This window comes from Alcanivorax sp. 24 (assembly GCF_004360225.1).
GTDB lineage: Bacteria > Pseudomonadota > Gammaproteobacteria > Pseudomonadales > Alcanivoracaceae > Alloalcanivorax > Alloalcanivorax xiamenensis.
This window is the reverse complement of sequence record NZ_SNUA01000003.1, coordinates 174,884-197,605: the sequence shown is the minus strand read 5'-3', so window position 1 is coordinate 197,605 and position 22,722 is coordinate 174,884. Positions and strand designations below refer to the sequence as shown.

At 61.5% G+C, this 22,722-nt stretch carries 24 protein-coding genes and 1 tRNA gene; 11 read left to right on the top strand and 14 right to left on the bottom strand.

Going from position 1 to position 22,722, the window contains the following annotated elements; genetic code table 11:
• Positions 1-8: 8 nt before the first annotated feature.
• Entirely contained in the window at positions 9-602 is a 594-nt protein-coding gene (gene nfuA, locus E0L37_RS05765; RefSeq protein ID WP_022995099.1) for a Fe-S biogenesis protein NfuA, read from the bottom strand.
• 220 nt (positions 603-822) lie between these two features.
• On the opposite strand from nfuA, the gene E0L37_RS05760 reads away from it, so the two are divergent.
• The 4 genes from E0L37_RS05760 to E0L37_RS05745 all read left to right on the top strand — a co-directional run bounded on the left by E0L37_RS05760 (position 823) and on the right by E0L37_RS05745 (position 4,696).
• Positions 823-2,184 (top strand): MATE family efflux transporter, encoded by a 1,362-nt coding sequence (locus E0L37_RS05760; protein ID WP_133490822.1) that lies wholly within the window; start codon positions 823-825, stop codon positions 2,182-2,184.
• A 10-nt stretch (positions 2,185-2,194) separates the two neighbouring features.
• Positions 2,195-2,419 (top strand): DUF2970 domain-containing protein, encoded by a 225-nt coding sequence (locus E0L37_RS05755; RefSeq protein WP_133490821.1) that lies wholly within the window; start codon positions 2,195-2,197, stop codon positions 2,417-2,419.
• A 131-nt stretch (positions 2,420-2,550) separates the two neighbouring features.
• Positions 2,551-4,200 carry a nitrite/sulfite reductase gene (locus E0L37_RS05750; RefSeq protein ID WP_133490820.1) on the top strand — a complete coding sequence of 550 codons (1,650 nt, stop codon included), beginning with the start codon at positions 2,551-2,553 and terminating at the stop codon, positions 4,198-4,200.
• Positions 4,193-4,696, top strand: a complete 504-nt coding sequence (locus E0L37_RS05745; RefSeq protein WP_133490819.1) for a DUF934 domain-containing protein — start codon at positions 4,193-4,195, stop codon at positions 4,694-4,696. The genes E0L37_RS05750 and E0L37_RS05745 overlap by 8 nt, the downstream gene beginning before the upstream one ends.
• 62 nt (positions 4,697-4,758) lie before the next feature.
• Here E0L37_RS05745 and E0L37_RS05740 read toward each other — a convergent pair whose 3' ends face one another.
• From E0L37_RS05740 to E0L37_RS05700, 9 genes are all read right to left on the bottom strand, one after another.
• Positions 4,759-5,721: a zinc transporter ZntB gene (locus E0L37_RS05740; RefSeq protein WP_133490818.1), complete on the bottom strand. Its 963-nt coding sequence runs from the start codon at positions 5,719-5,721 to the stop codon at positions 4,759-4,761.
• A 31-nt stretch (positions 5,722-5,752) separates the two neighbouring features.
• Positions 5,753-6,745, bottom strand: coding sequence for a YhdH/YhfP family quinone oxidoreductase (locus tag E0L37_RS05735; protein ID WP_133490817.1), 993 nt, complete (start codon positions 6,743-6,745; stop codon positions 5,753-5,755).
• Positions 6,746-6,778: 33 nt separating this feature from the next.
• Positions 6,779-7,831, bottom strand: coding sequence for a protease SohB (sohB, locus tag E0L37_RS05730; protein WP_201303737.1), 1,053 nt, complete (start codon positions 7,829-7,831; stop codon positions 6,779-6,781).
• Positions 7,832-7,899: 68 nt separating this feature from the next.
• Positions 7,900-8,547: a hypothetical protein gene (locus tag E0L37_RS05725; RefSeq protein WP_133490815.1), complete on the bottom strand. Its 648-nt coding sequence runs from the start codon at positions 8,545-8,547 to the stop codon at positions 7,900-7,902.
• Between the two features lie 37 nt (positions 8,548-8,584).
• On the bottom strand, positions 8,585-9,409 hold the full coding sequence (nudC, locus tag E0L37_RS05720; protein WP_133490814.1) for an NAD(+) diphosphatase: 825 nt from the start codon (positions 9,407-9,409) through the stop codon (positions 8,585-8,587).
• Entirely contained in the window at positions 9,406-11,070 is a 1,665-nt protein-coding gene (locus E0L37_RS05715) for a hypothetical protein (protein WP_133490813.1), read from the bottom strand. The genes nudC and E0L37_RS05715 overlap by 4 nt, the downstream gene beginning before the upstream one ends.
• 404 nt (positions 11,071-11,474) lie before the next feature.
• Entirely contained in the window at positions 11,475-12,092 is a 618-nt protein-coding gene (thrH, locus tag E0L37_RS05710) for a bifunctional phosphoserine phosphatase/homoserine phosphotransferase ThrH (RefSeq protein ID WP_133490812.1), read from the bottom strand.
• A gap of 160 nt (positions 12,093-12,252) precedes the next feature.
• Complete coding sequence (cysB, locus tag E0L37_RS05705) at positions 12,253-13,227, bottom strand: HTH-type transcriptional regulator CysB (RefSeq protein ID WP_133490811.1); 975 nt, start codon at positions 13,225-13,227, stop codon at positions 12,253-12,255.
• A gap of 103 nt (positions 13,228-13,330) precedes the next feature.
• Positions 13,331-14,245 (bottom strand): 5'-nucleotidase, encoded by a 915-nt coding sequence (locus E0L37_RS05700; protein ID WP_133490810.1) that lies wholly within the window; start codon positions 14,243-14,245, stop codon positions 13,331-13,333.
• A 206-nt stretch (positions 14,246-14,451) separates the two neighbouring features.
• Between E0L37_RS05700 and E0L37_RS05695 the strand changes: the two genes are divergently transcribed.
• The gene (locus E0L37_RS05695; protein WP_133490809.1) at positions 14,452-15,066 is read left to right on the top strand and encodes a hypothetical protein; all 615 of its coding nucleotides are present in this window, start codon (positions 14,452-14,454) and stop codon (positions 15,064-15,066) included.
• A gap of 51 nt (positions 15,067-15,117) precedes the next feature.
• On the opposite strand, the gene E0L37_RS05690 is transcribed toward E0L37_RS05695, so the two are convergent.
• Together E0L37_RS05690 and E0L37_RS05685 are read right to left on the bottom strand one after the other, a co-directional pair.
• Positions 15,118-15,783: a hypothetical protein gene (locus E0L37_RS05690; RefSeq protein ID WP_133490808.1), complete on the bottom strand. Its 666-nt coding sequence runs from the start codon at positions 15,781-15,783 to the stop codon at positions 15,118-15,120.
• A gap of 113 nt (positions 15,784-15,896) precedes the next feature.
• A complete protein-coding gene (locus tag E0L37_RS05685; RefSeq protein WP_236564040.1) occupies positions 15,897-16,454 on the bottom strand; it encodes a DUF2489 domain-containing protein in 558 nt (185 codons plus the stop codon).
• 188 nt (positions 16,455-16,642) lie between these two features.
• Between E0L37_RS05685 and E0L37_RS05680 the strand changes: the two genes are divergently transcribed.
• The 5 genes from E0L37_RS05680 to mtnC all read left to right on the top strand — a co-directional run bounded on the left by E0L37_RS05680 (position 16,643) and on the right by mtnC (position 20,181).
• Positions 16,643-17,068 carry a hypothetical protein gene (locus tag E0L37_RS05680; RefSeq protein WP_133490807.1) on the top strand — a complete coding sequence of 142 codons (426 nt, stop codon included), beginning with the start codon at positions 16,643-16,645 and terminating at the stop codon, positions 17,066-17,068.
• Positions 17,069-17,253: 185 nt separating this feature from the next.
• Positions 17,254-18,291, top strand: coding sequence for an S-methyl-5-thioribose-1-phosphate isomerase (gene mtnA, locus E0L37_RS05675; protein ID WP_133490806.1), 1,038 nt, complete (start codon positions 17,254-17,256; stop codon positions 18,289-18,291).
• Entirely contained in the window at positions 18,288-18,917 is a 630-nt protein-coding gene (locus E0L37_RS05670; protein WP_133490805.1) for a methylthioribulose 1-phosphate dehydratase, read from the top strand. The genes mtnA and E0L37_RS05670 overlap by 4 nt, the downstream gene beginning before the upstream one ends.
• A gap of 36 nt (positions 18,918-18,953) precedes the next feature.
• Entirely contained in the window at positions 18,954-19,499 is a 546-nt protein-coding gene (locus tag E0L37_RS05665) for an acireductone dioxygenase (RefSeq protein WP_133490804.1), read from the top strand.
• Positions 19,500-19,503: 4 nt separating this feature from the next.
• The gene (gene mtnC / locus E0L37_RS05660) at positions 19,504-20,181 is read left to right on the top strand and encodes an acireductone synthase (protein WP_133490803.1); all 678 of its coding nucleotides are present in this window, start codon (positions 19,504-19,506) and stop codon (positions 20,179-20,181) included.
• Here mtnC and E0L37_RS05655 read toward each other — a convergent pair.
• On the bottom strand, positions 20,163-21,290 hold the full coding sequence (locus E0L37_RS05655) for a methyltransferase (protein WP_133490802.1): 1,128 nt from the start codon (positions 21,288-21,290) through the stop codon (positions 20,163-20,165). The genes mtnC and E0L37_RS05655 overlap by 19 nt on opposite strands.
• Before the next feature lie 132 nt (positions 21,291-21,422).
• Here E0L37_RS05655 and E0L37_RS05650 point away from each other — a divergent pair.
• Positions 21,423-21,499: transfer RNA gene (locus E0L37_RS05650), tRNA-Pro, on the top strand.
• Positions 21,500-21,675: 176 nt separating this feature from the next.
• On the opposite strand, the gene E0L37_RS05645 is transcribed toward E0L37_RS05650, so the two are convergent.
• Entirely contained in the window at positions 21,676-22,452 is a 777-nt protein-coding gene (locus E0L37_RS05645; protein WP_133490801.1) for a YdiY family protein, read from the bottom strand.
• Positions 22,453-22,722 lie beyond the last annotated feature (270 nt).

Sequence of the window (22,722 nt, the reverse complement as noted above, 5' to 3'; positions counted from 1 at the left end):
CCGGGAAATCAACTGTAGTAGGCGTTGTCGGTAACGCTGTGATCGGTCTTGTCCCGCACGCCGGTCAGTTCTGGCAGGCGCTCCTTGAGGGTACGCTCCACGCCATCACGCAAGGTGACATCCACCACCGAACACCCCTGACAGCCGCCGCCGAATTCCAGCACCGCCACATTGTCCTCGGTCAGTTCCAGCAGCTGCACGCTACCACCGTGAGCCGCCAGATTCGGGTTGATCTCCGCGTACAGGACATAGTTGATGCGTTCTTCCAGGCTGGCATCGGGGCTGATGTCGGGGACCCGGGATTTGGGGGCCCGGAAGGTCAGCTGGCCGCCCATGCTGTCCTTCTTGTAATCGATCACCGCGTCTTCCAGGTAGCGTACGCTCTTGCCCTCGATCCAGGCATGGAAGCCTTCATAGTCATAGCGCACATCCCCGTCTTCCTGCTCATCCGGCGGGCAATAGGCCATGCAGCACTCGGCATGGGGGGTGCCGGGGCGTTCGACGAAGATACGCACGCCCATACCCTCCTGGTCCTGCTTGGAAAGCAGGTCGCGGAGGTAATCCTGGGCGCTGTCGGTGATGCGGATCAGTTCTTCGCTCATTCCGGTTTCCGGTTGGGGTATTTCCTGACTATTTTAGTCAGGTACTGCGTGGTTGCAATGGGGCAGCGTTTTTCTCCGGGTTGATCCTGGGGGGCCTAGAGCCTGTTTATAGTCTTTACGCCGCCGCGCCGAAGCTCCCCTCTCCACCTAAAGAAAGTGGGCCCGGCCCTTCGGGTTGCGCTGGGGTAAAGACTATAAACAGGCTCTAGGACTTTCTGGTATGGTTGCCGCTTTCGTCAAAAAGCCGGAAATCACCTTGCCTCCACTGCATCGAAGCCGCCGCGTCCTCGCCCTGGGCCTGCCCATCATGGCGGCCATGATAAGCCAAAGCCTGCTCAATCTGGTCGACGCCGCTCTGGTCGGGCGGCTGGGCGGTGATGCTCTGGCCGGTGTTGGTCTGGGGGGCTATGCCGCCTTCCTGTCGATCAGCGTGGTGATCGGGCTCGGCGCCGGGGTGCAGGCCATGGTGGCGCGGCGCAAAGGAGAAGGCGACGAGCGTCAATATGCCCTGCCCCTGAATGCCGGATTGCTGGTGGGGCTGGTGCTGTCGCTGCCGTTGACCGCGCTGTTTCTGGCGCTCAGCGCACCGATGATGCATTTTCTTGCTCCCAATGCGCCGGTCGCCGGGCTGGCCGAGGGCTACTTTGACATGCGTTTGCTGGGCATCTGGGCGGTGGCGATGAATTTTTGCTATCGCGGCTATTGGAACGGCATCAGCCGCCCCGCGGTGTACATGCGCACCCTGATCACCACCCATGTGGCCAATGTGGTACTCAGCTATGGTCTGATCTTTGGCCGTCTGGGCCTGCCGGAAATGGGCGCCGCGGGCGCAGGCCTCGGTACCACCTTGTCGCTTTATCTCGGCAGTCTGCTTTACCTGCTGCAAACCTGGAAGCTGGGGCGTGAGCACGGTTTCATGGCCGCCTGGCCTTCCACCGCCACTTTGGGCAGTATCGCCAGGGTCAGTATTCCCAACTCGGTGCAACAGTTCTTCTTCTCCGCCGGCCTTACCGTGCTGTTCTGGATTATCGGCATGGTCGGCGCCGATGAAGTGGCGGTGGCCCATGTACTGATCACCTTGATCCTCCTGCTGATTCTGCCGGCCATCGGGCTCGGGCTGGCGGCCGCGTCGCTGGTGGGCCAGGCGCTGGGCCGCCGGGATACCGCCGATGCCTACCGCTGGGGCTGGGATGTCACCTGGCTGGCGGTGCTGATGTTGTTCATCACCGCATTGCCCATGTGGCTGGCGCCGGAGTGGATTCTGGGGTTATTCCTGCACCAGCCGGATCTGGTGGCATTGGGACGGGTGCCGCTGATGATCACCGGGCTGGCGATTTGCCTGGACGGCGCGGCCATCATCTTTACCCAGGCTTTGCTGGGGGCCGGCGCATCGCGGTCGGTCATGATGGTCACCCTTGTAGTACAATGGTGTCTGTTCCTGCCGCTGGCCTATATCGTTGGCCCCTGGCTGGGATTCGGACTGCTTGGCATCTGGCTGGCACAGGCTCTGCAACGGCTGGTGACCTCTTCCCTGTTGGGAGGGCTGTGGGTGCGCCGAAGCTGGGCTCACATTCAATTATGACGAGGTCTTCATGAGCGATCAGAACAATTCCGGCTCGGACCGCCCCAACTCCCTGCAAGTATTGAAAAGTATTCTTGCCGGACTGTTTGGTGTGCAGAGCCACGCCAACCGCGAACGGGATTTTAACAAGGGCAATCCCGGCGATTATATCGGTGTTTATGTGGTCCTGGTGTTGGGTCTGGTGATCGGTGTTTTCGTGGTAGTGAAAATGGTTCTCAGTGCCGCCGGGTCATAGCGGAACACACTAGGGATATAGCGATATATTTCTTTTAAGTATAAAAACCCTTTGCTAAAGTTCGCGCCACTCGGAATTGTAAGCCGCCAAACGGCTTGCAAATCAACGAATTAACACGGCGCGACACAGCAATGTACGTATATCAGGACTATGACCAACGGCTTCTGGAAGAGCGGGTGGCACAGTACCGCGACCAGACCCGACGTTACCTGGCGGGCCAACTGAGCGAGGACGAATTTCTCGCTCTGCGGCTGCAGAACGGGCTCTACATCCAGCGCTATGCGCCGATGATGCGTATCTCCGTACCTTACGGCATGCTCAACACCACCCAGGTGCGCAAGCTGGCGTCCATCAGCCGCGATTATGACAAGGGCTTCTGCCACGTCAGTACCCGTCAGAATATCCAGTTGAACTGGCCGGAAGTGGCGGACACTCCCGACATTCTCGCCGAGCTGGCCAGCGTGCAAATGCACGCCATTCAAACCAGCGGTAACTGTATTCGCAACATCACCACCGACGAATACGCCGGCGTTAATCCGCGTGAAATCGAAGACCCGCGCCCCTGGTGTGAAGTGATCCGCCAGTGGGCCACCTTCAACCCGGAATTCGCTTATCTGCCGCGCAAATTCAAAATCGCCGTGAACGCGGTACCGGACGCCGATCCTGCTTTGATCGGCGTGCACGATATCGGCGTACAGATCGTCCATGACCACGATGGCGAAACCGGCTTTCAGGTCTGGGCCGGCGGTGGTCTCGGCCGCACCCCGATGACCGGTGAGGTGATCGGCGAGTTTGTCCCCTGGCCGGATCTGCTTGCCTATCTGGAAGCGATTCTGCGGGTGTACAACAAATACGGAAATCGCGACAACAAGTACAAGGCCCGCATCAAGATTCTGGTGAAGGCTTTGGGCGCGGATAAGTTCCGCGAGTTGGCGGAAGCGGAATTCGCCGAGCTGAAAGGCGGCGCCATGACGCTGACCCGGGAGGAAGTGGCCCGCATCAAGGCCTGCTTCGTGGATCCGGATTATCGCGTTGATGTGGACAGCGCCGCGCTGCACAGTGCTCTGGATCAGCACCGTGCCTTCAACCGCTGGTACCACACCAACACCCGGGCCCATAAGAGGGGCGGCTACCGGGCGGTGACCCTGACGCTGAAGAAGACCGGCCGCATCCCCGGTGACATTACCGACGAACAACTGGAAGCAGTGGCCGATCTGGCGGACCGTTATGCGTTCTCCGAAGTGCGCACCACGCACCAGCAGAACATGGTTCTGGCTGATGTCGCCGAGGACGAGTTGTATGATCTCTGGCGACAGCTTGACGCGCTCGGGTTCGCCACACCGAATCTGGGACTGATCACCGACATCGTGTCCTGCCCCGGCGGTGACCTTTGCGCACTGGCCAACGCTAAGTCCGTGCCGATCGCGGAGGGTATCCAGCGCCAGTTCGACGACCTGGATTTTGTTCATGATCTGGGACCGCTGGATGTCAATATTTCCGGTTGCATGAACGCCTGCGGTCACCACCATATTGGCCACATCGGTATTCTCGGCGTGGACAAAAAGGGCAAGGAGTTCTACCAGATCACCCTGGGTGGTCGCGGTGACCGCCAATCCCGCATTGGCGAAAAAATGGGGCCGTCCTTCGAGTCCCATGAGGTCAACGGCGTGATCGGCAAGATCGTCCGCGTGTATCTGGACAATCGTCTGGAAAACGAGCCTTTCATCAGTACGTACGAGCGCATTGGCATGGACCCGTTCAAGGAGGTGGTATATGGCTAAGGTAATCGTCAACGGCGACATCGTAGACAATGCCTGGCAGCGGCTGACCTCCGAGGAATTGGAGCAACAAGGCGTTCCGGAGGCAGGCGCGGTGATCGTGCCGCTGACGTACTGGCTGTCTCATCGTGAGGCCCTGCTGGAGCGCTCGGCGCCGGTGGGAGTGTGCCTGGAACCCGGTGAAGAGCCCGCGGATCTGGCCGCGGACTTGCCCACCCTGCCCCTGGTGGCGGTGAACTTTCCCGCTTTCAAGGACGGCCGGGGTTATTCCTATGCCCGTGAGTTGCGCACCCGCTATGGTTTTGAAGGTGAGGTGCGAGCGGTGGGGGATGTGCTGCAGGATCAGCTGTTCTACATGCACCGGGTCGGCTTCAATGCCTTCGAGGTGCGTGCCGACCGTGATATCGAGGAAGCCCTGAATGGCCTGCGCCCGTTCTCGGTTACCTATCAGGGCGACGTTCACGACGAGCGCCCGATCTATCGCCGTCAATCCGCCTGATCATCAATCCGCCCCGTCCGGGGCGGACCTTCCTTCGGCAAGCGCCGGTGCCGAACCGTGTTTCACACCCAGCGTCGCCGGATCATCCACAGCAGGATGCCGGTGCTGGTAATCGCGAGCATTCCACTGAACCACCAGAATCCGTTGGGGTCCTCCAGCCACGGCAAGCCCCCCACATTGATACCAAACAGACCGGTCAGGAAGCCCAGCGGCAGAAAAATGGCGCTGATGATGGCCAGCAGGTACATGCGGTCGTTGATGGTCTCATTCTGGGCGGAAAAGACCTCCTCTTGCAGCAGGGTGGCGTGCTCGCGGGCCGCGTCCAGATCTTCCAGCAGGCGTTGCAGACGATCCGTGGCTTCACGAATGATCTCCGCGTCACCACTGCGAATACGGCTGTCGCCATGCAGTTTGGCCAGGGCATCCCGTTCCGGAGCCATGTAACGTCGAAGGGTAATCGCCCGGCGCCGCAATGCGCCGATCCGGCGGGTCTGATCGCGGTTGCCTGACCCGCCTTCCAGCCGTTCGGAAAAGTCCGCCACTTGATCCTCGATCTGCTCGATCACCTCTTCCATGCGCCAGACAAGCCCGTCCACCAGGCCGGCCAGCAGTTCCGACGGGGTCGCCGGCCCTTCTCCGGCATGCAAAGCGTCAACCAGCTCGGTAAGGGACTTCAATGTGCGCTTTTGCGTGCTGATTACCAGGCCATCCCGGATCCACAGCCGCACCGCGATCATATCCTCTGGCCGGGCGTCCGGAGACAGGTTCACGCCCCTGAGATAGACCAGCAATCCTCCGCCCACGTCGCTGACTCGCGGGCGGGTCTCCGGTGTCAACAGCGCTTCGCTGACCACCATCGGGATATCCGCCCGCGCTTCCAGCCAATCCCGGCTTTCCGGGCAGGTGTAATCCAGATGAATCCAGCGGGTGCTGTGGTCGCCGGCGGACAGCTGCGGCTCGAAGGGTGCCGCTCCGCCCTTGCCGTCCAGACGCAGTGCGAATTTAAGCCAGCCGGGGTCAGTCATGGTGCCTCCCGTATCAGTGGTCTGCCAGCGATCAACCGCCTATCTTGACCACCACGCGGCCGCGCACGCCGCCGGCGAGGATACGCTCGAACCATTCCGGCAGTTGTTCCCGAGTGATTTCCGCCGCTTCCAACGCGGCCAGATCCGGGGTCCAGTCCGAGGCCAGCAACTGCCAGATCTGCTGCTTCACTTCGCGCGGCAGTTCCACGCTGTCCACGCCGAGCAGATTGACGCCACGCAGGATGAACGGAAGCACCGTGGCATTATTGAGTTGCGGTGATCCCACCAGGCCGCAGCAGGCGGCGCTGGCGCCGTATTGCAGGCTTTTCAGGGCGTTCACCAGCATGTCGCCGCCGACGCAGTCCACCACCCCGGCCCAGCGTGGCTTCAACATCGGCTTATTGGCATCCGTCAGGGCGTCCTCGCGGGAAATGATGTCCGCTGCTCCCAGGGCTTTCAGCCAGTCGTGGGCGTCGCTTTTACCGGTAACGGCGACCACGCGAAAGCCCAGCCGGGACAGGATCGAGACCGCCACGCAACCAACACCGCCGGTGGCGCCGGTAACCAGCACGTCACCCTGGTCCTCCTGCAGGCCGGTATCCAGCAATGCCTCCACGCACAAGGCGGCGGTGAGGCCGGCGGTGCCCAGCACCATGGCGGAGCGTGGGTCCATGCCATCCGGCAGCGGCACCAGCCAATCCGCTGGCACGCGAATGTAATCGCCGTAGCCGCCGACGGTGTTCATGCCCAGGTCATAGCCGGTGCAGATGACCTGGTCACCGGGGCTGAACGGGCCCTGCTCCGCTTCTTCCACCACACCAACGGCGTCGATGCCCGGTGTATGTGGATAATGGCGGGTGACGCCCTTGTTGCCGCTGGCGCTGAGCGCGTCCTTGTAGTTCAGAGAAGACCAGCTCACCTTAACCAGAACCTCGCCTTCCGGCAGATCACTCAGCTCACGCTCCCCTACCCGGCTTTGGTAGCCATTGTCGGTGCTTTCGGTGATCAGGGCCTTGAATGTCATTACCAGCTCCGTTTGCTGTTGTCCGTCGGGTATTTATTGGAAGGGCCGCTGCGAGCCACGCTGCCAGAAGCGATCCGCCAGGCGCTGGGCCGCGGACGCCAGGGACAGGCTCAGCCGATCCGCGAGTTTACGCTTCTGTTCCCAGGTAACCTGGTAGATGTCGACCTGGGCTTTGCGCCCCTGCAAGTATTCATCACTGGTCATGATGTCGTCCACCAGCCCCAGTTCCTTGGCCCGGCTGCCGAACCAGTGCTCACCGGTGGCCACCGTGTCGATGTCCAGACCACGGCGGTGCTCACGGACAAAACTCTTGAACAGCTGGTGGGTCTCTTCCAGCTCTTGCTGGAACTTGGCGCGAGCCTTGTCGGTATTTTCGCCAAGCATGGTCAGGGTGCGTTTGTATTCGCCGGCCGTCATCAATTCCACATCCACGTCGTGCTTTTTCAGCAGACGATGGACATTGGGAATCTGTGCCACCACGCCGATGGAACCGATCACCGCGAAAGGAGCGCTGAGAATGCGGTCGCCGATACAAGCCATCATATAGCCGCCGCTGGCGGCCACCTGGTCCACCGCCACGGTGAGTTTCAAACCGCGCCCGCGCAGACGTTTCAGTTGCGAGGCGGCCAGGCCATAGCTGTGCACCAGTCCACCCGGGCTTTCCAGTCGCAGCAGGACTTCATCATCCGCCTCGGCCACTTCCAGGATGGCGCTGATTTCGTGGCGCAGGGTTTCCACATCACTGGCTTGAAGGTCACCATCGAAATCCAGCACGAACAGGCGCGGCGGCAATTTGTCTTCACCGCCGGCTTTCTTGCGCTGCTTGGCACGCGCCTTTTCTTCCTTGCGTTTTTTCTTGGCCTCGCTCTTGCGGCGCTGTTCCGGCCACACTTCGTCGATGATGCTCTCGCGCAGGTCGTCGAACTCCTCGTTGAGGTACTTGACGTGTAATTCGCCGTCGCGGCCACTGCGCTGGCGATTGCGCGCCGCCGCCGTGGCGATCCCGCCGATCACAAACAAAATCGCCACCACGAGGGTGGCGACCTTGGCGAGAAACATGCCGTATTCGGATACTAAATCGATGATCACCGTGTCTTGCTCACCTGTATGTATGGGTTAAATCGCCCGTCCCGCTCACTGGCACCGCATCCCGCTTATTGCCAGCCGGAAACCGCCTGCTGCGCACTGCCGTTGAGCGGCCGCCCCACCAGACCGGTGGGGGCAACCGTCACTTCAAAGATCGCCCCGTCCGCCATCGGCAGATAGGCGGCGCTACCATAGCGCGCATCGACAAGAAAACTCCAGCCCTCCCGGGCCTGGCGCCAGACGTCCAGCAGCGGTGGCGCGTCGTGGAAACTATACACGGTACGTTCCCGGGAGCGCTCGTCCTCCAGTGCGAAGTAACGCCCCTGGATACGATCCAGCTGATAGGCCGGCTTCAGTCCCAGCAAGGCGAAGGGGGTTTTCCACTTGATGATTCTGGCGTCCAGTTGCCACTGGTCTCCGGCCAGCCGGAAATCACGGGTGCGGCCATCACGGCCGGTGACCGTGGCGATGTAGGCCTGATTGTCGGTGGCACGGAAGCTGATCGTGGCCACCGGCGATTCCGCGTTCAGTTCGTGGTAGCTGTACAGACTGACCGCCACCAACACCAGATAGATGGCCCCGGCCACCAACAGCAGCCCCGCCGTGCCCTTGAGCCACTGCCACAGCCATTTCTGGCGCAACAGAATCCAGGCCCCGATCAGCACCAGAACCAAGCCAATGACCATAATCAAAAGCGGGGCGAACGAAAAGCTCATCGGGACTCCATCATCATGGCGGGCTGGGGGCGGCGCGTTAGCGGTAAGGCGCGCGCCATTGCTCGATCAGCGTGTGGGCGATGCTGCCCGGCGGTGGTGTGCGCGGCAACTGATCATGGCGGAACCAGCCGGCATCGACGATCTCGTCGTCATCGATAACGATGTCACCGCCGGCATAGTCGCCATGGAAACCGAGCATCAGGGAATGAGGAAAGGGCCAGGACTGGCTGCGTGTGTAGCGCAGATCGCCAACCTGAATGCCGGTTTCCTCCATGACTTCCCGGCGTACCGCCTGCTCGGCGGTCTCCCCGGCTTCCATGAAGCCGGCCAGGCAGGAATAGAATCCGGAGGGAAAACGCGCGGAACGACCCAGCAAAGCGTATTCGCCATCACTGATCAGGGCGATCACGCAGGGAGTGATGCGGGGGTACTGGCGATAGTCACAGGCCGGGCAGATCATCGCCAGCTCACGTTCATGGGGCATCGTGGGAGAGCCACAGCGGCTGCAGAAACGGTGATTCTGTCGCCAGCTCATCACCTGCAGCGCCCGCGCCACCATGGTGAAAGTGTCGTCGTCCAGTTGGCCGAGGATCTGCCGCAACGGGGTCGGGTGAAGACGCTGGTCGGCCAGTTCGTGTTCTCCCTCGTCACACACATAGCAGGGCTGGCCATGCAGCACGCCGATGTAGCGGTAATTGGGGTGCTGGCGCAGCAGGAAGGCCGGCAACCTGGGAATGCCCAGGTTGCCGGGCTGCTGGGCGAAATCGATGTACAGGTTTTGTTCATGGACCACGAAGCACCAGGCTTCGTCCGCGTCTCTCGGTTCCACCGAGGACAAGTCCAGGGAAAAGAAATGGTTCACGATGTCGCTCCGCCTGTGGGATAGCCAAGGGCACCCACGGCCTGCTCCGCCACATCCAGAACGCCTTCTCCAATCGGTTTCTGTTCTTCCATGCTCTCGAGGTAGTAATCGATGGCGGTCAGGGCATCCGCCAGGGTCTCCATGGCGGTGACCGTGGGTGCCTCGCTGCCACCGATCAACTCCTTCTCGATATAACACCGACAGGCGTTGGTTACGGCGCAGGCCCGCTCCAGGTCGAGGAAGGTCATCCCCCCCGCCACCGAAGCGAAAGTGCCCGGAAGATTACTGAGATGCATGGTATCCCACTGTTGCTCCATATAGGAGGCCAACGACCGCTTTGCCAGCGCCAGGCCGGCGCGGCACTCGCCCACCACCGTCATGCGCGCCTCGTCCAGCTGATAGCGGGAGATGTGCTCATTGTTAACTTCGCGACGCACATCATCCGCCGGCGCCAGACTGCGCTCCAGGGTGGCGATGGTGTTCTCCGCGGCAAGCAGATCGTCCACCAGGGCGTGAAAGGCGCCGCTATCCACCTCGCCATCAGAGCGCCAGCCGGCCACATTCTCGGCGCGCTGGCGCAATCCCCCGGCGCTTTGATTCTCGCCGATCATCTCCAGAGTGCTGGCGATGCGCCCGAGCCCTTCGGCGATAGCGCCATAATCGGTATCCGCCACGCCCTGGGCGGCCATGTCCAGGGTGTCCTTGATCTGGTTGATTTCCTCCTTCAGGGCGCCGGCCACGGAGCGGATCACGGAGCCCTTGGAACCGGTCATCAACGCCAATTCACGCTGCAGATCGGCGTCGGCGGGACGTTCCCGCAGCCCGAACGCGGAGCGTACCTCGGTGGCGGCGCCCCCTTTTCCGCTGCCCAAAGCCGTGAGGTACAGGCATTCGCGCAACAGCTCCCCCGGCGGCTCCTGCTCAAGAGCATCGCGCCCCTGGTACACCAGAGCCTTCAATTGCCGGTCATAGCGGGCCAGCAAGGTGCGCCGGGCCGCGGTGAGCGCCATGTCGTCGTGCAGCAGGGACTCCAGCGCCGCTCGCGCCAGCCACCAGCGTTTGCCGCCGGCAAGCCGGTCAATACGTTCCATGGCCCGCAGCATCAGGCGCAGGTGGGTCTGTCGGTCCTGCCCCTGCAGCAGGCCCAGCAGCCCCACCTGGTACATGTGGCGTAGCCGGCGGCTTTGCCGGGCCAGGCCATCCCCATCAGTAGGCGGCCCCGGCGGCATGCGCGGCAGGCCCTCATCCACCTTAAAAAAGCGGCTTTCCGGCAGCGGCGCGCGGCCGGCGGCCTGGCGCAATTCATTGATGCCAGCCACCAGAACCTCCGGCAGCGGACTGCCGCTGAGCTGGACGTATTCCAAATAGTGGCCGAGCAACACGATGGCGTTACCCAGTGCCTGGATCAGGGGCGCTTCCGGTCGCCTCTGAATCTCCCTGGCGGTCAGCACCATGTCCTCCGCCATTACAGTGGCGGCATCCAGTTCCAGCATCTGGCAGATGCCACGTAATTGCTGGAAGGCATCGATGCACCGCTCCAGAGCCGCCCCCTCGGCCTGGTTCTCGGCGAAGGCTTCCAGGCTGGATTCCGATTCCCCAAGGGTGGTGTCGATGGCTTCCTTGAGAAAGGTCAAGGAGGTGGTATTGGTGATCGCGACCATGGGTAGCCCACTCGCTTGTTTTGGTTTGAACTTGATGCCACGGGCCCGGCGGGCAACCCGACCCAAGATGAGCCCGGTGGCGAGAGCGAAATAATTTTCACTTTGTCACTGCTCAAACGGTGCGTCAACTTTCGCCTCTAAGCAACTGATTTTTCTGCGCATTGTTAACCAGGGCACAGCCGAAATCAGTACCTCCCTCTCATCGTACTTTAGTTGACCGTATCGTAAGAATTGAACGGCTTATGATTACCGCCTGGTTTTCGCAGCGGGATCGTGGACCGTTGGAGCGGATCATGGAACTATTTTGGCGGGAACGCGCCCGGCTCGCCTCGATCCCTGGCGGTGGACACAAAGTAAGCTCCGCGCGGGGGATTTCCCCCGGCACGGCATGCCAACTCAGGAGGTCAGAGCGGGAGTTCGCGGTTGCTGGCTTTGACGATTTCTTTTTTCAGATCTTCGTAACTGTGTACCGCCGGGAACTGGGGAAATTCCGCGATCACGTTGTCCGGAGCGTGGAACAGAATGCCCTGCTCCGCTTCCGACAGCATGGTGGTATCGTTGTAGGAGTCGCCCGCGGCGATGACCCGGTAGTTCAGGCTGTGCAGCGCCTTGACCGAGGCTCGCTTGGGGTCCTGCTGACGCAGTACGTAGTCGGTGATACGGCCACTACCGTCCACTTCCAGACGGTGGCAGAACAGGGTCGGCTGGCCCAGCTTACGCATCAACGGCAGTGCGAACTCATAGAAGGTGTCGGAGAGAATGATCAGTTGGAAATGCTCCCGCGCCCAATCGACAAAGGCCGGGGCACCTTCCAACGGCTCCAGGGTATCGATCACTGCCTGGATATCCGACAGACCGTAGCCGTGTTGGTCGAGCAGCCCCAACCGCATTCGCATCAGTTCGTCGTAATCGGGGATATCCCGGGTGGTGGCCCGCAGTTCCTCGATCCCGGTGCGCTCGGCGAAGTTGATCCAGATTTCGGGGATCAGCACCCCTTCCAGATCAAGACATAACAATTCCACGTTGATCCCCCTTGGGATTGAATAAAGATGGACGGTGTCCTTGGCCGCGAACGGCGGTCCCGGCGGCTCCGAGCCGGCACACCCCCAGGCTGGCACAATGTAGCCGCGCCCCGGCCGCTTTGCAACGCGCTCACCGGGATCGGAGCCCCTGAACCGGCGCTCACAGCATGGGCAGTTCGATGTTCTGAAACAGCGCTTCGCGTTCCTCACGGGTGCTGGCCCGTACCGCCGCATCAATGACCTCACGGGTCAGGTGCGGAGCGAACAGTTGGATGAATTCGTACATGAAACCACGCAAGAAAGTCCCCTTGCGGAAACCGATCCGGGTGGTGCTGGGCTCGAACAGATGACCTGCTTCCAGATTGACCAGCCCTTTGTCCTGAACCGGGTCCACCGCCATATGGGCCACGATGCCCACCCCCATGCCAAGGCGCACATAGGTCTTGATCACGTCCGCATCGGCGGCGGTGAACACCACTTTCGGTTCCAGGCCCTGCCGGGCGAAGGCATCGTCCAACTTGCTGCGGCCGGTGAAGCCGAATACATAGGTGACGATCGGGTACTCGGCCAGGGCCTCCAGGGTCAGCGGCTTGATCTTGGTCAGCGGGTGGCCTTCGGGAACCACCACGGTCCGGTTCCAGCGGTAGCAAGGCATCATCACCAGGTCGGTGAACAGCTCCAGAGCCTCGGTGGCGATGGCGAAATCGACGCTGCCGTCCGCCGCCATTTCCGAAATCTGCATCGGCGTGCCCTGATTCATATGTAGGGAGACATCCGGAAAGCGCTGGGTGAACTTCTGAATCACCGGTGGCAGAGCATAACGGGCCTGGGTGTGGGTGGTGGCGATGCTAAGGTCACCCTTGGTCTCGTCCCGGAATTCCTGGGCCACCCGTTTGATCGCCTCGGTCTGCTGGAGGATGTCACCGGCGATGCGCAGGATCGCCTCCCCCGCGGGAGTCACATGGGTCAGGTGCTTGCCGCTGCGGGCGAATACCTCCACCCCCAATTCATCCTCGAGCATGCGGATCTGCTTGCTGATGCCGGGTTGCGAGGTGTACAGAGCCTGGGCGGTGGCTGAGACATTCAGATCGTGGCGGGCCACTTCCCAGATATAACGAAGCTGCTGGAGTTTCATGGGCGCTCCCGGCCTATGCGCTGAACAGGTTATAAAAATATAAAGAACTATTCAGAGAAAGCATAGGGGGCAGCGTTTTTTCCGTTCAATGCGTGCGCCCGGTCTACGGTTCCGTCCGTGGCGCATTGGCGATGCCGTGTGGCACATGCCCGGCGGCCACGTGTTCACGGGCGGATTCGCAGTGGCCCTGCTGGTCGTCGAAGAAGACGTCGGCGCCGAAGGCGCGCAGGAACGGCCCCTTTGGCAACCCGCCCAGGAACAGGCTTTCGTCCAAACGGATCCCCCAGGCCCGGAGAGTCCGCACGACCCTTTCATGGGCCGGCGCCGAGCGCGCGGTGACCAGAGCGGTGCGAATCGGACACTGCTCCATGGGGAACGCCATCTGGATCTGGTGCAGCGCTTCCAGAAACGGCTTGAACGGCCCGTCACTGAGCGGCTGCCAGGCGGCTGCCTTCTCGCTCTCGGCGAACGCCTCCAGACCGCTGCTCTGGAACACCCGCTCGGATTCGTCGGAAAACAACACGGCGTCACCGTCGAAAGCAATTCGGAGGAGATCATCCTGTTGTTCCAGCGATCCGCCGGAAAGAATGTTGGCGGCGGCGAATCCGGCATCCAGCACCTGACGAACGTCATCCGGACTGGTGGACAGGAACAGGTGCGCACCAAATGCGGAGACGTAACGGTGCGGGCTTTGGCCGCCGGCAAAAGCCGCCCGGGTGATGGGGAGGCCGTAATGCTCTATGGAGTTGAAGACGCGCAAGCCGGTATCCGAACTGTTGCGCGACAGCAGAATCACTTCCACCCGGTCGCGGCCCTGCTCCAGCTTGTTGATGGCCAGCAGCTTGGTCACCAGAGGAAAGGCGTCGCCGGGCTTGAGGATGTCGTCCTCATGGGCGGTCTGGTACTCCTGAAAAGCGTCCAATCCTTCCTCTTCGTACACTTTGTGGCTGTCGCTGAGGTCGAACAATGCCCGGGAACTGATCGCCACCACCAGCTTGCCGTCAAAGGAAATCGCCATATTCATTTATCCTGTTGCGCTGCGGGCAGTATCCCCGCTGGCCTGGCAAAGCTCAATGGCGTTGCCGGAATGACGCGAATCGGCGGCGCTACGCTGTTGTCCAGCCCCAGGATGTGACATAAAGTTTCAGTGGCACCGCGGGGGATTCCGACCCGGTGCGCACTCAAAGCCCTCACACACATCCATCCGGGGAAAGGGAGTCATCCATGGCCGCGAATACAGTACGAAGCCGCCTTGACGATTTGCAGGCGCAGATTCGCAAGTTGGCGGAACGTTTCGATAACGAAAGGGATAAGCAGATCGCGCAGTTGGAAAAACAACTGGAGAAGGCTCGCCAGCGACTTAACCAGGAGGTCGAGCGCCGCCGCGACACGCTCAATCGACTCGAGAAGCTGCAGACGGAATACCGGGAGAAAGCCAATGCCACGGTCAAGCGTCAACTGGACCGCGCCCGCAAAGCGGTGGACGAAGCGCGTTCCCGGGTGGACGAATCGGAAGCTCGCAAGCGGTTCCTGGAAACCGAGGTAAAGGTACTCAAAGCCACCGCCAAACAGGCCAACAGCCTGGCCAAAGTAATCGGCCAGTACCAAAAGGATCTGGAAAAGCGGGCCAAGGAGATTGAAAAGAGAGTCGGCGGCGATGCGCCGAAAGCGGCCCCTAAACGGAAGAAAGCCGCGGTGAGGAAGAAAGCCCCCGCGCCTCGGAAGAAAGCAGCCGCCAAGAAAAAAGCCGCGATAAAAGCCGCACCGGCGAAGAAAAAGGCCGCCACGCGTAAGAAAGCCGCGACCCGGGCGTCCCCGACACCAGGCGACGCTTCCTGAATCGCTCCGCGCCGGCGGCGCTGCCGTCGGCGCGGTCTTGCCTTTAGGCGCTCAGAACCGGTGCAGCAGACTCTGATAGTAGGCCACCACCGGCTTGCGATGGCTGCGCTCCATGGCCGGTAATCCCTTGTCCACGGCTGAGGTGGAGGCCTTGTTGATGGTGGCGCGGGCAGTGGAGACGAGGCCGCGATTGATGGCGCCGAGCTTCAGACTGCCGAGGGTCTTGTCCAAATAGTTTTCAATAGCCCCATCGGTGATGCCATGCATCACTTCCACCAGGTGGGCCATCTCCCCTTCCCCGTTGGCGAACGATTCAAAAACCTGATTGGCGCGCTCGGCCAGATCCGGCGGCAATGGATAGCCGACAAAAATGTCGCCGCCCTTTTCCAGTCGCAGGGAACGGAAATGGTCCGCAAGAGCGTGTTGCTCCTCGACGCTGGCTTTGCGCATCAGGCGTCCCGCCAGCCCATGGGCTGCCTTACGGATCACTTTCATGGCCCCCATGATCATGTTCACCGCGGTACCGCGGGCGTTGACGGCTTCGATCGGCCCGGTGAAGTAGGTATGCAGGACTTCGTCGATGAAAGGATCGGTGATGCCATCCAGATCCGCGGCATGGTTGCCAGACGGGTTCTCCCGCATCTTGGCGAGAAAAGCGTCGATCCGCTGGCGCAGTGTTTCGCTGGCGGGAAAGGCCACGTACAGGGTGTCACTCATAATCTGAACTCGGCTTCCAATAACGGGTAAAAGTTTCAAACAATGGAAAGCGCCGATCATACCCAATGGTATACAAGGCGCCCGCAGCCGTGACGCCTGAACAGAATGTCTTTTCAGTCAGTCCGACGGCGCGGACAAAGCTGCCGCCGCCATTGCACCAGCACCCTCGCAAGCCGCTCGGTGGCCTGCATGAACGCCTCCGATTGCTCGTCCTCCAAGCGCAGTCGATCAAAGTCCTCCCGATTGCGCTGGGCCGGAGTAAGTGCCTTGCGAGCGTCGCCCCGGTGAAAATTTTCGCAGTCGTTGGCCAGTTGATGAATCGCCGCCAGATCCACTTTCGGTGCCACCCGCGCCGGCAGGCAATCCAATAACGCCGCCATTCTCAGACTGGCCTCGCCGGCATCGACCTGCCCTTGCATATAAGCCCGGCTGAGCACTTCCAGGCTCTCCAGAACCTGGGCATGGCGGTGCCGCTCAAGTTCCTCTTCACGGCGGCGGGACATCCAGCGCCAGATCAACAGCCCCAACACCACGCCGATCAGCAAGCCGATCGCGATTGCCAGGGCCAATTGCATGCCCATCCCCATAAAGTTCTCCTGGTTCACCGTGTCTTGATTGATTGGCCGCGCCGCCGGTCCGATGTTGTATGAAGGCGTATTGAAAATCATCATCGCCGGTCTCATATTGCGCCGGGAGGGTCGTCGATTCAGCCCTCCAGCCAGCACCATCGGCGCGCAGCGCAACATACCGGTTCCATCGGTCGGACGTCCAACCCGCCGGCCAGCGGACCACGCCAGGATTATGCACAGGCTCCAAGGAAACTTGAGAGGATTGCGAGAATTGTGAGGAGAGCCAAGCAGTGACGCCGAGCCTGCCCCCCTGGTTGCACCAACTGGGACAGACCCTGGAACCCTGGTTTCCCGCGCTCACTTTGATCGGGCTGCTGATGGCGGTCATTTCGACCCTGGCCATCCCCTGGCTGGTGATTCGCATGCCGGCGGATTACTTCACCGCCGAACGGCGCCCCACCCGCTATCGTCACCCCGGCCATTGGCTGCTGTGGGCATTGCGCAATGCCCTTGCAATAGTGCTGCTGGCCGCCGGCCTGCTGATGCTGGTATTGCCCGGGCAGGGCCTGCTGACCATGCTGATCGCGGTGATGGTCAGCACTTTTCCCGGCAAATACCGGCTGGAAAGGGCTATTGTCCGCCATCGCGGTGTGTTCCGGGCCGTCAACTGGATTCGCCGGCGCCGACGACGGGAACCACTTCACTATCCTCCATGACAATCACGAGAATGCTGATTCGCTGGCAAGCCGACTTCCCAAAGCGGTTTCGCGGCTCCTTGTGTGATGCCAGCGAATATAGCAATAGACGTCGCCATGAGATGCCGTCGTGACGGAGGACTGTTGTAGAATATCCGTCCCGGCCGGCGCCGGGCAACGCTTTCGCTACTTTCACGGAGATATTGATGGCCCTGGCGAGTCTCGCGATCCGCTGGCACGACACCGCGCTTGATCTGCTCGATCAGCGCGCCCTGCCCGCCGACACCATCTGGCTGCGCATCACCAACGCTCGGGAGGCCGCCCAGGCCATCCGCGACATGGTGGTGCGTGGCGCCCCCGCTATCGGTATCACCGCTGGCTATGGCCTGGCCATGGAAGCCCAGCGGCTTGGCGATCAGGCTTCCCTGGCGGCGCTGGCACCGGCCTTCGAAGTGCTGGCGGCGAGCCGCCCTACCGCGGTGAATCTGTTTTGGGCGTTGGACCGGCTGCGTGAGGCCGCCGGTGATCTCGCTGGCACCGCTCTGGTGCGGCGCTTGAGTGAACAGGCCGAGAGTCTGCACCGTGATGATCTGGCCGCTAACCGGCGTCTGGGCGAGACTGGACTCGCTCTGCTGCCACGGCAGGCCAGGATCTACACCCATTGCAACACTGGCGCTCTCGCCACTGGCGGCCACGGCACCGCCCTCGGCATCATCCGTTCCGCCTGGGAAACGGGCCGGTTGCGGTCTGTGTACGCCGGGGAAACCCGGCCCTGGCAGCAGGGTGCCCGGCTGACCAGCTGGGAACTGATGCAGGATGGCATCCCCGTCACCCTGGTGGCGGACAGCTGCGCCGCTATGTTGATGGCCCAGGGTGAGGTGGATGTGGTGATCGTTGGCGCCGACCGGATCGCCGCCAACGGTGACACCGCCAACAAGATCGGCACCTATTCCCTTGCCGTGCTGGCCCGCCACCACGGCATTCCCTTTATCGTCGCGGCGCCGGAATCCACCCTGGATCCGGCCATGCGGGATGGTGCCGGCATCGTGATTGAGCAGCGCCCGCCCGAGGAAGTGCGACAAGTGGCGGGGCACCCCTGCGCGCCGGTGGATTGCCCGGTCTATAACCCCGCCTTCGACGTCACTCCAGCGGCGTTGATCAACGCCATTGTCACCGAAAGCGGGATTATCCGGTCTCCGGATCCGGTCGCCATGGCGGCGCACTTCGCCCGGAGGGCCTCATGAGCCAGCGCCCGTACTCCACTGCCGTTTTCCGCGAAGCCGCCCGCACACTGGCGGCCACTGGCCAGCGTCTGTATCGGCATGGTTGGTCCCCCGCCACCAGCAGTAATTATTCGATACGACTGAATGCCGGCCACGCCGCCATCACCCGCTCAGGCAAGGACAAAGGCTTGCTTGATGAAACCGACATCATGGTGGTGGATATGCAGGGGCAGCCGGTGGGTGACGGCAAACCCTCGGCGGAAACCTTGCTGCACACTCAGCTCTACCGGCGTCACGAGCACGTCGGCGCGGTACTGCACACCCACAGCCACGCCTCCACTGTGTTGACCATGCACTGGCCGGCGGATCACCTTACCCTGGAAGGGTATGAACTGTTGAAGGCCCTGGAGGGCATCACCACCCATGAAACCCGGGTGACTCTGCCGGTGTTCGACAATACTCAGGATATCGCCGCTCTGTCGGCGCGTGTGGATCAGGCCATGGACCAGGGCCTGGCGCGCCACGCTTACCTGATCCGTGGCCACGGCCTGTATACCTGGGCTGGGGATATGGCCACCTGTTACCGCCAGTTGGAAGCGCTGGAAACGCTGCTGGCCATTGAACTGGACCGTCGCCGGCTGGGTTAACCCCACCCCGCCGCGACTTTGAACGAGGATCATCCCATGAGCAATCTGAAAATATTCCGTGATGGCGAGCCCGAAAACCCGCTACTGGTGGTGGACAGCAAGGCCGCCATGGTGGTGGAACTGGCCAAGGCCGGCATCCGCTACGAGCAATGGGAAGCCGGCCAGGAACTCAGTGCCAGCCCATCCCAGGAAGAAGTGCTAGCGGCCTATGCCCGGGACATTGATCGGCTGAAGCGTGAGGAAGGTTACCAGACCGTGGATGTGGTCAGTATGCAACCGGACCATCCCGACAAAGCCGTATTCCGGGAGAAATTCCTCGACGAGCATCGCCACTCGGAAGACGAGGTTCGTTTTTTTGTCGAGGGCCAGGGGTTGTTCACGCTGCACATCGGTAATCAGGTTTATGAGGTGTTGTGCACCAAGGGCGACCTGCTCTCCGTACCGGCCAACACCCCGCACTGGTTCGACATGGGGCCGAACCCGCGCTTCGTGGCGATCCGCCTGTTCAACAACCCGGAAGGCTGGGTGGCCAACTTCACCGGCAGCGACATCGCCGGCCGGTTCAGTCGTCTGGAGAACTGAACCGATGACGATCGATGCTATTGTTACCGACATCGAAGGAACCACCAGCAGCATTTCCTTCGTCAAGGAGGTGCTGTTCCCCTATGCCCACCGGGAAATGGAAACCTTTCTGCGGACCCATTGGGAACAGCCCGCCGTAGCGGAATGCGTGACCCGGGCCCGTGCCGAAAGCGGCCACCCCCTGGCGTCGCCGGAACAGGCCGCGGCCCTGTTCCGGGACTGGATCGCCGAGGATCGCAAGATCACTCCCTTGAAAACATTGCAAGGCATGATCTGGCAAACAGGCTACGAGAGCGGCGATTACCAGGCCCACATGTACTCCGACGCCGTGGAGCGGCTGCGGGAGTGGCAGGCCCGGGGGCTGAAGTTGTATGTGTATTCGTCCGGTTCCGTTGCCGCCCAGAAACTGTTCTTCGGCTACAGCGAGGCCGGTGACCTGACGCCCTTGTTCAGTGGCTATTACGACACCACTAGCGGCGGCAAGAAAGAGGCTGACAGCTACCGGCGCATCACCGCCGACATTGGCGTGCCCGCCGGGCGGGTGCTGTTTCTCTCCGACGTGGAAGCGGAACTGGACGCGGCCCGGGACGCCGGTTTGAACACCACCTTGCTGGATCGCGAAAAGGTGGTTCGAAACACAGCGCATGCCCGCGCCGAAACCTTTTACGACGTCGCGATCTGACCGCACCGGTAGAGGATGAATTTGGCGTTGCCGGCCACCACATCCACGTGCGCGAATGCCCGCCGCAACGGCGGGCGGTAAGGCAGATGTCGATTGGCCACCACCCACAGCGCTCCGGTCTCCGCTAAATGCCGGCGGGCATGGCGGAACAGCGTCAACGCGACCCGGTCGTCGACGGCGTGGCCCCGATGGAACGGTGGGTTCAGCACGATCAGGTCAAATCGTTGCTCCAGGCCATCCAATCCGTTACCCAGATGGAACCGGCAGCGCTCGGGTTCGGGAGCGTGGAGCATGACGTTACGGCGCGCGCTTTCCACCGCCAGAAAGGATTCATCGCAGAAGGTCACCCGCGCCCCGGGATTGTCCACCGCCAGCGCCAGACCAAGCACGCCGTTACCGCAGCCGAGGTCCGCCACTTCTCCCTCCACCTGCCGGGGCAGATGTTCCAGCAGGAAGCGCGCGCCGATGTCCAGGTGCTGGCGACCGAAGACTCCGGCCCCGGTATGCAGCCGCCAGTCTCGTCCCGGCACGCTGACCAGTGCCTCTTCCGGCTGAGGCCGAAGGACCTTGCCCGGAGCGAGCGCCGAGAACCGGCGCGCCTTTTTCCAACCCAACCCGGCCTGGCCGTTACCCAGATAGGCCTCCATCAAAGGCACCAGGTTTGGCGGCAGGTGCTTGTCCATCCCCGCCAGCCAGATTGGCGTCCCCCGCGGAAGAAAACGGGCCAGCCAGTCCAGTTGCGCCTCCAGCAGCGACGACTCCTTGGGAACCCGCATCAACACCTGGTCGGGATGGACCGACGGTGTTTGCCACGGCCAGCACCAGTCGTCCTTCGGCAGTGCCATGTCATTGTCGGCGGCGTTGGCCTCCGCCGCGCGCCAGGCCAACCAGGAATCCCCCTGACTGCAGGCCGGCCCACGCCGCAGTGCCGTCAACCACAGAGCTCCGCACTGGTCGTTCACCACCAGGGTGACCGGCCCGGCGCCCTGCTCTTGCAGCGTTCTGAGTAAGTATCGGTCCGCCGCGTCCCAGGCTTGCAGCCGCTCGTCGCGCCGGCGGGGCCAGCGCCGCAGGCGCAGATCATCCAGTTGTTCAGGTATTTCAGGCATCAAAACTGCTGTCAGAGTGGCTGGGAAAGGCGCATTGTACGGCCAATTGAGCAGAATATGGACAACCAGAAAGATTCCCGTTGCAAAACAGTAGCATTCTGAAAATTCGCTGCTAGAATACGCCCCCACATTCGGAGTATAGCTCAGCCTGGTAGAGCACTACGTTCGGGACGTAGGGGTCGCAGGTTCGAATCCTGCTACTCCGACCAAATTAAAAAGCCGGCCTCAGGGCCGGCTTTTTAATGCCCGTTTGCCAACGCCACAACCAGGACACCAACACCCCATCTCTGCCCGATTCCGCGGCCTTGACCACGAATGAGCCGTATCAGTGTGTTCCGTGTAAGCGGCCCGCTCCACCACAGTGATCCGCGGACCGCGGTAACCGTCAGAACGTGTACACGACCGAGACCCGGGTTTCCTGGTCGCTGCGGTGACTGCCGTCATCCGGCACCTTGGAGTTGCGTTTCAGCAGGTGGCTCAGACGCAGTGAGAAATGATCGTTGATCTTGGATGTCAGTGAGGTTTCCGCCCGCACCACGGTATTTTCATCGCCCACCTCAGTGGTGAAATCTTCCTTGAACGAAGCGGTTTCGGAGATTTTCCACTCGTACTTGGCGGCAAAGCGGCCGATTAAGCTTTCTTCCTTATCCTGACAGCTGGTGTAGGAATCGGAGGGGTCGAGACAATCCACGCGATAACCGGGGCCAGCTTCCAGGTCCAGGGTATGGGTTTCGGTATCCAGGAAACGGCGACCGAGACCGACGGCGTAACTGGCCTGATAGTGGTAGCCGGAGAAGTTGTCTTTATCGTAGGTGACGATGTTGAAGATGTAATTCCGGCCCTCATAGCCGAATTTGCGATCCAGTTTATACGAGCCGTAATAGCGTTCGGCGGTGCGCTCGTCCTCGCGGGTTTCATCGTTGCGGGACATCTCATTGACCGCTTCCATCTTGCCGGTATGACGCCACAGCCGGCCGTCGTGGGTCAGATTGGCCACGGCAGCCAGGTTCTGGGAACGCGTATTCCCTGATTTCAGAAGATAGGACCCTTCCAGTTCGATATCCCAACCTCGCGGTTTCGCTGTTTCTTCCGCTTCCTGGGCGTAACTCAGGGCCGGCCCCGCCGCCAGGGCGCATGCCAGGACCAAGCATTGTTTGCGCATCATGCCTCCTACGCTATGTTTGTGGTTCAAGGCCCGTTCCAGGGCCACTAAAAGGGCGCATTATGCGCAAACGCGCGCGCCCGCCCCACCATCTGCGACGCTTTGGTGGGTATTTTTACAATAGGACTGTCTACCGGTCACGATCCGGCACCCGCGAAGGTGCCATGAACAAGGCACCATGAACAGAGCCACGGCAACGACGCTCAGTATAGCGGGCACTCAGGTGCGTTGGGCAACACCGCCCCAACCGCTATAATGCGCCCCGGTCAC